Annotated in this window: 8 protein-coding genes; 6 read left to right on the forward strand and 2 right to left on the reverse strand. The window is 68.7% G+C overall.

Translation table 11 applies throughout. From position 1 onward, the window contains the following. A partial coding sequence (locus BQ8420_RS10530; RefSeq protein WP_143847189.1) for a DUF4352 domain-containing protein occupies positions 1-679 on the forward strand: 679 nt, incomplete at its 5' end. A gap of 66 nt (positions 680-745) precedes the next feature. Here BQ8420_RS10530 and guaA read toward each other — a convergent pair. Then, on the reverse strand, positions 746-2,326 hold the full coding sequence (guaA, locus tag BQ8420_RS10535) for a glutamine-hydrolyzing GMP synthase (protein WP_087097840.1): 1,581 nt from the start codon (positions 2,324-2,326) through the stop codon (positions 746-748). A gap of 102 nt (positions 2,327-2,428) precedes the next feature. Further along, positions 2,429-3,442: a UDP-glucose 4-epimerase GalE gene (gene galE, locus BQ8420_RS10540; RefSeq protein ID WP_087097843.1), complete on the reverse strand. Its 1,014-nt coding sequence runs from the start codon at positions 3,440-3,442 to the stop codon at positions 2,429-2,431. A 120-nt stretch (positions 3,443-3,562) separates the two neighbouring features. Between galE and BQ8420_RS10545 the strand changes: the two genes are divergently transcribed. The 5 genes from BQ8420_RS10545 to BQ8420_RS10565 all read left to right on the forward strand — a co-directional run bounded on the left by BQ8420_RS10545 (position 3,563) and on the right by BQ8420_RS10565 (position 7,965). Further along, complete coding sequence (locus BQ8420_RS10545; RefSeq protein ID WP_087097845.1) at positions 3,563-4,771, forward strand: sensor histidine kinase; 1,209 nt, start codon at positions 3,563-3,565, stop codon at positions 4,769-4,771. Then, positions 4,768-5,463 (forward strand): response regulator transcription factor, encoded by a 696-nt coding sequence (locus tag BQ8420_RS10550; protein WP_087097854.1) that lies wholly within the window; start codon positions 4,768-4,770, stop codon positions 5,461-5,463. The genes BQ8420_RS10545 and BQ8420_RS10550 overlap by 4 nt, the downstream gene beginning before the upstream one ends. 98 nt (positions 5,464-5,561) lie before the next feature. Further along, the gene (locus BQ8420_RS10555) at positions 5,562-6,461 is read left to right on the forward strand and encodes an ABC transporter ATP-binding protein (protein ID WP_087097847.1); all 900 of its coding nucleotides are present in this window, start codon (positions 5,562-5,564) and stop codon (positions 6,459-6,461) included. Beyond that, positions 6,461-7,222 (forward strand): ABC transporter permease, encoded by a 762-nt coding sequence (locus BQ8420_RS10560; RefSeq protein ID WP_087097850.1) that lies wholly within the window; start codon positions 6,461-6,463, stop codon positions 7,220-7,222. Before BQ8420_RS10555 ends, BQ8420_RS10560 begins: the two co-directional genes overlap by 1 nt. Next, a complete protein-coding gene (locus tag BQ8420_RS10565) occupies positions 7,219-7,965 on the forward strand; it encodes an ABC transporter permease (RefSeq protein ID WP_087097852.1) in 747 nt (248 codons plus the stop codon). Before BQ8420_RS10560 ends, BQ8420_RS10565 begins: the two co-directional genes overlap by 4 nt. Positions 7,966-8,141 lie beyond the last annotated feature (176 nt).

Consider the following 8,141-nt stretch of genomic DNA (forward strand, 5'->3'; position numbering starts at 1 on the left):
CCCGATGGTGCCGCCGCCCGAGCATCGGGGCCCGCAGCCGTACGTCCCACCGGTGCCCCCGCCGCCGCACCGCCCCACCACACCCGGCAGGCACGGCACCTTGTACTGGGGTGCCATCGCGGCCGCCATCGCCCTGACGACGGCCCTCGCCCTGCTGCTCCTACTGGCGATGAACGGTGCCTTCCGCCCGGACCAGAACCAGGGAGAGGGTCCAGGGGCCTCGGCGGAGAGCCCGGAGCAGAACGAGGATTCCCAGGCCGACCCGGCCCCGGGCGAACCCGCGCCCACCGACGAGAACGGCGCGGTGCTCTCCGCCGACGAGTCGGTCCTCTACCGGATCGAGCGGCTCTACTGCGACAAGAAGCTGTCCGGCCGTTCGACCACCTCCGGTGGCCGTTACTGCGTGGTCGACCTGGCCGTGGAGAATAGAGGCGCCACCCCGTTCGACTTCGGTTCCGAGGGCCAGAAGCTGGTGACGGACGACAGGCGTTGGCTCAACGCGGAGTCGCCGACGGCCCCCGAGTCCGACGCGAGCTTGTGGAAGACGATCGAACCGGGCGAGGTCGGTATCGGTCCCCTGGTGTTCATCCTGACGGTCGACCAGCTCCCCGAGTCCCTGGAGCTGTTCCACCACCCGGAGCAGGAACCGACCAACATCAGGCTCCCCGCCCCCGAATAACGCACACGAACGAGGACGGGGCCCGACGCACACGCGTCGGGCCCCGTCCTCGTTCTCAGGGGAGTCCTACTCCCACTCGATCGTGCCCGGGGGCTTGCTGGTCACGTCCAGCGTCACCCGGTTGATCTCGCGGACCTCGTTGGTGATCCGGTTGGAGATGAGGGCCAGCACGTCGTAGGGCACCCGCGACCAGTCAGCCGTCATGGCGTCCTCGCTGCTGACGGGGCGCAGCACCACGGGGTGACCGTAGGTGCGGCCGTCGCCCTGCACGCCCACCGAACGCACGTCGGCGAGCAGCACCACCGGGCACTGCCAGATGTCGCGGTCCAGCCCGGCGCGGGTGAGTTCCTCGCGAGCGATGGCGTCGGCCTCGCGCAGGATCTCCAACCGCTCGTGGGTCACCTCGCCGATGATGCGGATGCCCAGACCGGGGCCGGGGAAGGGCTGACGCCACACCATCTCGGAGGGCAGGCCCAGTTCTTCGCCGACCCGACGGACCTCGTCCTTGAAGAGCTCGCGCAGCGGCTCCACCAGGGTGAACTGGAGGTCGTCGGGGAGGCCGCCGACGTTGTGGTGCGACTTGATGTTGGCGGTACCGCTGCCGCCACCGGACTCCACCACGTCCGGGTAGAGGGTGCCCTGCACCAGGAACTCGACCTCGGCGCCGTCCTCTCCGCTCTCGTCGACGACCTCGCGGGCCGCCTGCTCGAACACGCGGATGAACTCACGGCCGATGATCTTGCGCTTCTCCTCGGGGTCGGTCACCCCGGCCAGCGCGGACAGGAAACGCTCCTCGGCGTCGATCACCTTGAGCTTGGCGCCGGTGATCGCCACGAAGTCCTTCTCGACCTGCTCGGACTCGCCCTTGCGGAGCAGACCGTGGTCGACGAACACACAGGTGAGCTGCTCGCCCACGGCGCGCTGAACCAGTGCGCCGGCCACGGCGGAGTCCACGCCACCGCTGAGGGCACAGATGACGCGCTTGTCGCCGATCTGCTCGCGGATGCGTTCCAGCTGTTCCTCGACGATGTTGACCATCGTCCAGGTGGGACGGCAGCCGGCCCCCTCGTACAGGAAGCGGCGCAGCACATCCTGGCCGTGCTCACTGTGCATGACCTCGGGGTGGAACTGGACGCCGAACAGGCGACGGTCGGTGTCCTCGAAGGCGGCGACCGGGGCACCCACGGTGCCGGCCACGCTCGTGAAGCCGTCGGGGGCCCGGACCACGGAGTCACCGTGCGACATCCACACGTCGAGCTCGGCGGGCAGCCCCTCGAACAGCAGAGAGTCGGCCGTGATCGACATCCGGGTGCGACCGAACTCGCTCAGGTCGGTCCGGTCGACGACCCCGCCCAGGGCACGCGTCATCGCCTGGAAGCCGTAGCAGATACCGAAGGTCGGGACCCCGGTCTCGAACAGCTCGGGCCCCACGTTCGGGGCGCCCTCGGCGTACACCGACGAGGGGCCGCCGGAGAGGATGATGGCCTTGGGTTTCTTGGCGAGCATCTCCTCGACCGGCATGGTCGAGGGCACGATCTCGCTGTGCACGTGACACTCGCGGACCCGTCGCGCGATCAGCTGCGCGTACTGCGCACCGAAGTCGACGACGAGGACGGTGTCGAACGTGCTGTCAGCAGCAACGGACACGACGGAGGACCTTCCGCAGAAAAATCGGGATGTCCATCCAGTCTAGGGCGTTGACCATGTTCAGGATGCCCGCTCGGGTATGCGAACCGGCACGCTCCGGGATCAGCCCGCGAAACCCTTCGGGTTGGTCGACTGCCAGCGCCAGGCGTCCCGGCAGGCGTCGTCCACGGTCAGCTCCGCCTTCCAACCGAGTTCACCGGCGGCCGCGGAGGGATCGGCGTAACAGATGGCGATGTCGCCGGGCCGGCGCCCGATCACCTCGTACGGAATGGTGTCCCCGGTCGCGCGTTCGAAGGCGCGCAGGCTCTCCAGGACCGAGGTCCCGTGTCCGGTGCCGAGGTTGTAGACCCGGTGCCCGGGGGCGTCGGCCAGACGGTCGACGGCGGCCCGGTGCCCGGCGGCCAGGTCCACCACGTGCAGGTAGTCGCGGACCCCGGTGCCGTCGGGGGTGTCGTAGTCGTCGCCGTAGACGCTCAGCTTCTCCCGACGCCCGGCGGCGACCTGGGCGATGTAGGGGAAGAGGTTGTTCGGGATGCCCTGGGGGTCCTCGCCGATCAGGCCGCTGGGGTGCGCGCCGATCGGGTTGAAGTAGCGCAGGGAGATGATCCGCCAGTCCGATTCGGCGGTGGCCAGGTCGTCGAGGATGCGCTCGGCGAACAGCTTGGTACTGCCGTAGGGGTTGGTGGTGGACAGGCCGGCGTCCTCGGTGATGGGCACCCGGTCCGGGTCGCCGTAGACCGTGGCCGAGGAACTCAGGACCAGGTCACGAACCCCGGCGGCGTGCATGGTCTCGCAGAGGGTGAGCAGCGCGTCCAGGTTGTTGCGGTAGTAGCGCAAGGGCTGCTGGACGGACTCGCCCACGGCCTTGAGCCCCGCCAGGTGGATGACCGCGTCGACGTCGTGCCGATCGAAGATCGCCCGCATCGCCTCGGGGTCGGTGCAGTCGGCCCGGTGGAAGGTGAGGGTACGCCCGGTGATCCGCTCCACCCGGCGCAGGGACTCCTCGTGGCTGTTGACCAAGGAGTCGACGACCACCACCTCGTGTCCGGCTTCGAGGAGCGCGACGGCGGTGTGGGAGCCGATGTACCCGGCGCCACCGGTGAGCAGGACGTTCATCGATCCATCCCCTGGAGGTGAGGGTGCTGCTGACCCCCTCAGGATAGGCAACCCGGCGGCCCGAAAGCTCGTACCGTGGCATGAGGACCTTCGCCGCCGCGCTCTGTAGCGTGTGGGGTCATGTCCGTCCCGTCACCGCGATCGGCCCACGCTCGCGCCACGTCCTGGGCGCGTCGACACACGTTCGTCATGGACGCGGCCTGGGCCGCGCTCTGGTTCGTCCTGACGTTGGCGACCTGGCCGCTGTCGTCCGCCTCGCCCACGGGCTCCGCCGCCTACCTGGCCCTGGCCGTGGGGTTCTGCGCGGCGTTGGCCGTGCGTCGAATCCGCCCCTTGACCGCGCTGACGGCCCTGGCGGTGCTGTTGGTCGTCCAGGTGCTCTGGATGGAACACTTCACCATCCTGTCGGTGGTCTGCGCGCTGGTCGCCGCCTACACCTCACAGGCGCAGTTGCCGACGTGGTGGCGTCGTGCGGTCCTGGTGCTGCTGCTCCTGGGAGCGGCCTGGACCGTTCTGTTCATGCCGAACATCGTCGGAACCCACGACTTCGACGACCGGGTCATCGCCCTGGTCTCGACGTGGACGACCCTGCTGTTGTTCGCCCTGCTCGGCACGGTGCGCAGGCACAACCTGGAGGAGGTCGACCGGCTCCGGGAGCACACCCGGTTGTCGGAGGCACGACGAGAACAGGAGTTGCGGTTGGCCTCTCTGCACGAGCGCAACCGCATCTCACGGGAGATGCACGACGTCCTCGCGCACTCGTTGAACGTCATCGTCGCCCAGGCGGACGGGGGCCGTTACGCGGCGCGATCGTCGCCGGAATCCGCGGTGACCGCCTTGGAGACGATCGGGCGGGTGGGCCGGGAGTCCGCTCGTGAACTGCACCGACTTCTGGGGGTGTTGCGGGAGGACGGACCACGTGAGGTCTCCCCCGCGCCCGGACTGACGGAGGTCCCTTCGCTGGTGGACGAGTACCGGCGGGCGGGTCTTCGGGTCCGTCTGACGCGGGAGGGCGAGGAGGCGTCTCCACCCGTCAGCGCGCAACTGACGGTCTATCGCCTCGTCCAGCAGTCATTGGCCAACGCCCTCGAACACGCCGGTCGGGTCGCCGTGAGGGTCCACCTCGAACATTCCCCCATGTTGCTCGTGGTCACCGTGACCAACCCGATCGGCTCCGACACCCGAGACCCCCGTGACAGGGAGGGTGGACACGGTCTGGTCGGTATGCGCGAAAGGATCGCCCTGCACGGTGGCGACTTGGAGGTCGGATGGAACGAGAGCACCGACGTCTGGCGGGTTCGAGCGACCATCCCCTGGGAGGCGACTTGATCCGGGTGGGGCTGGCCGACGACCAGCGGCTCTTCACCGCCGGGATGGCGATGGTCATCGACTCTCAGACCGACATGACCGTCCTCTGGCAGGCCGGCGACGGCGCCGAGGCCGTGAAGTGTCAGCACACGGACCCGGTGGACCTGCTGTTGATGGACGTCCAGATGCCGGGGACGGACGGGCTGAGCGCCACCCGCACTCTGGTGGACTCGGGCGCTCGGTGTCGGATCGTCGTGCTCACCACCTTCGACACCGACGAGTACGTGGTCGAGGGCATCGAGGCCGGCGCGGCCGGCTTCCTGCTCAAGAACACTCCCCCGGAGGAACTCCTGGAGGCGCTGCGCACCGTGCACCAGGGCGATTCGGTGGTCTCGGCGAGTTCCACCCGAAGGTTGCTCCAGCACGTACGTCCGATGTTGGGCCATGGTCCGGGTCCGTCGGCCCTTCCCTCGCGGGAGACCCGACGGGCGTTGGAGTCGCTGACACCACGAGAGCGTGAGGTCCTCACCACGATGGCGCGCGGGTACACGAACACGGAGATCTGCGCACTGCTGGTGCTGTCCATGCCCACGGTCAAGACCCACGTGGGCAACGTGCTGGCCAAGACGGGGGCGCGTGACCGGGTCCAGGCGGTGCTGTTCGCCTTCCGCGCCGGGCTGGTGGATCGACAGGACCTGCTCCGCGACGCCTGAAGTCCTGGTTCAGACCCTGGTATGAGTCCTTTCTCGGTACCTCGGTCCGATGTGCCGCGTGGGTTCGACGGTGGAGTCTCCTTGGTGGAAGGAGCTTCATGAATCACGTCATCACCACAGAGGGACTGACCAAGACCTACGGGTCGCGGACGGTCGTGGACTCCCTGGACCTGCGCGTGCCCGAGGGTTGCGTCTATGGGTTCCTCGGCCCCAATGGGTCGGGCAAGTCCACCACGATGAAGATGCTGCTGTCGCTGGTGCGGCCCACCCGGGGCGAAGTCAGCGTCTTCGGCCGCCCCATGGACCACCGCACCCGGCACGAACTCTCGCCGCGCATCGGTTCCCTCATCGAGTCCCCGCCCGGCTACGGACATCTGACCGGGCGGGAGAACATGGCGATCGTCCGCCGGATGCTCGATCTCACCGACCGTCAGGTGGAACGCGCCGTGGCGACGGTGCGGTTGGGCGACCACATGGACAAGCCGGTCCGCGCCTACTCGCTCGGCATGAAGCAGCGATTGGGCATCGCCATGGCGCTGGCCCGCGAACCCCGTCTGCTGATTCTGGACGAGCCCACCAACGGACTGGACCCGGCGGGGATCGAGGAGATCCGCGACCTGTTGAAGTCCTTGGCCGGCGAGGGGGTCACCGTCATGGTCTCCAGTCACCTGTTGGACGAGGTCGACCGGATGGCCTCGGTCCTGGGCATCCTGGGTCGAGGGCGGTTGGTCTTCCAGGGCACCCGAGCGGAGCTGTTCGACCGCAGCACCCCGGACCTGATCCTCCAGACCTTTGAACCCGAACGCGCCCTGGCCCTGGGGCTGTCCGCCTCGCCCATCGACGAAGGGCTGCGTCTGCCCGGCTTGGGCGACGATGACGCCGCGGCCCTGGTGCGGCGCCTGGTCCGGCACGACGTCCCCGTCCACGGGCTGTATCGGGTGCGGCGCTCCCTGGAGGAGGTCTTCATGGACCTGACCGGGCGGGAGGGGCTGTCGTGATGCGGATGGCCGTGGGCCTGGAGGTCCACAAGACCCGCCGGTTGCGGGTCTGGGTGCTGTGCCTGGTGATGACGGTCGCCGTCGTCGCCCTGTCAGGGATGAACCTCTTCTCCGAGAGCGCCCGCGAGGGGTTCGCCGATCCGGCCGCGCAACCCTGGGAGTCCCTGCTTCTGAACCAGGTGATGATCTCGGCGATGACCTCACCGGTCCTGGTCGCGGTGCTCGCCGGACGTCAGGTGGACATCGAACACCAGAGCCAGGGGTGGTTCCTCGCCCGGATGTCCGGTCTGGGGCCGGGGCTGTTGTGCCGGGCCAAGGCGGTCGTCCTGGGTCTGGCCCTGACACTCACGGTCGTGGCGCAGTGCGTGCTGCTCTTCCTCGCAGGGCTGGTCGTCGGGATCGAGGTCGCTCCCCCGGTCGCCCTGTGGGCGCGCTACGGGCTCTTCCTACTACTGGTGAACCTGGCTCTGCTGGGCCTGCACCTGTGGCTGGCCGCCCGGGTGGACAACCAGCTCGTGGGGCTCGGTGTGGGGCTGCTGGGGGCGTTCTACGCCGTCTACGCGCTGCTGATGCCCACGTGGGCGGCCTACGTGCTGCCGTGGGGCTACTACGCGGCGATCTCGCCGGTGGCGATGGCCGACGACCAATTGATCGAGTCGATGCCCATCCCCTGGGCTTTCGCCCTGTTCCTGTGCGCCGCGGCGGCCCTGTTCCTCGGGGCGTGCCGGTACTTGGACCGAGCCGAAGGAGGTCCCGCGTGATCCTCGCCGAACTCACCAAACTGCGTCGCTCGGCCCTGTGGGTCGTCGCTTTCGTGCTGCCGGTGCTCGCCGTCACGGCGGGGACCGTGAATTACGCCGCCAACCAGGGGGCTCTGTCCTCCGGGTGGGAGTCCTACTGGTCCCAGTCGGTGCTGTTCTACGGCCTGTTCTTCATGTCGATGGGGGTGGCCGTGCTGGCTTCGGCCGGCTGGCGGATGGAGCACCGAGGCCACAACTGGAACCTGTTGATGTCCACGCCCGAGCGCCCCGGGGCGATCGTGGGCGCCAAGATCGCTTCGCTCACCCTCGTGGTGGCGGCCATGCAGGTGGTCCTGCTGGTTCTGGTGGTCGTGATCGGGGCGTTCGTGCTCGGGTTGGAGGGTGCGCCGCCGTCGGAGTACCTGGTCGTGGCCCTGCTGGGGGTGGTGGCCGCCCTCCCCGTGGTGGCCGCACAATCCCTGCTGTCGATGTCGTTCCGTTCGTTCACCGCACCCGTGGCGGTGGGGTTGTTGGGATGCGCAATCGGAACGGGGTTGCTGTACGGCGGTCAGGGAGGTGCGGTGACCTACCTGTTCCCACACTCCCTGGTCACCTCGGCGCTGTTCCTGGGCAACAGCGCCGTCTCCGACGCGGCGGGGCTCGATGTCACGGTGATGGGCTCGATCGTGCTCGCCGCCGTGGTGCTCACCGGCGGGCTGTGGGCACTGTCCGCGTTCGTGCTGTCCCGGCGGGACCTGCGCTGACCAAACGAGCATGTCTGCCCGGGCATGTCCAGGCGAACAGGTCCGGGCAAACAGGTCCGGGCGAACGTCCCACTCGAACGTCCTCGCTTCCCGTCCACTGGTTTCGTGCTGCCCGAGGGCGGTTTTGGTGGGGGGTCTGAGGTCAAGAATCGGCTGGTTGTTGGGTGGGGTGTGGG

Origin of the sequence: Nocardiopsis sp. JB363 (genome assembly GCF_900143625.1) — a bacterium.
GTDB lineage: Bacteria > Actinomycetota > Actinomycetes > Streptosporangiales > Streptosporangiaceae > Nocardiopsis.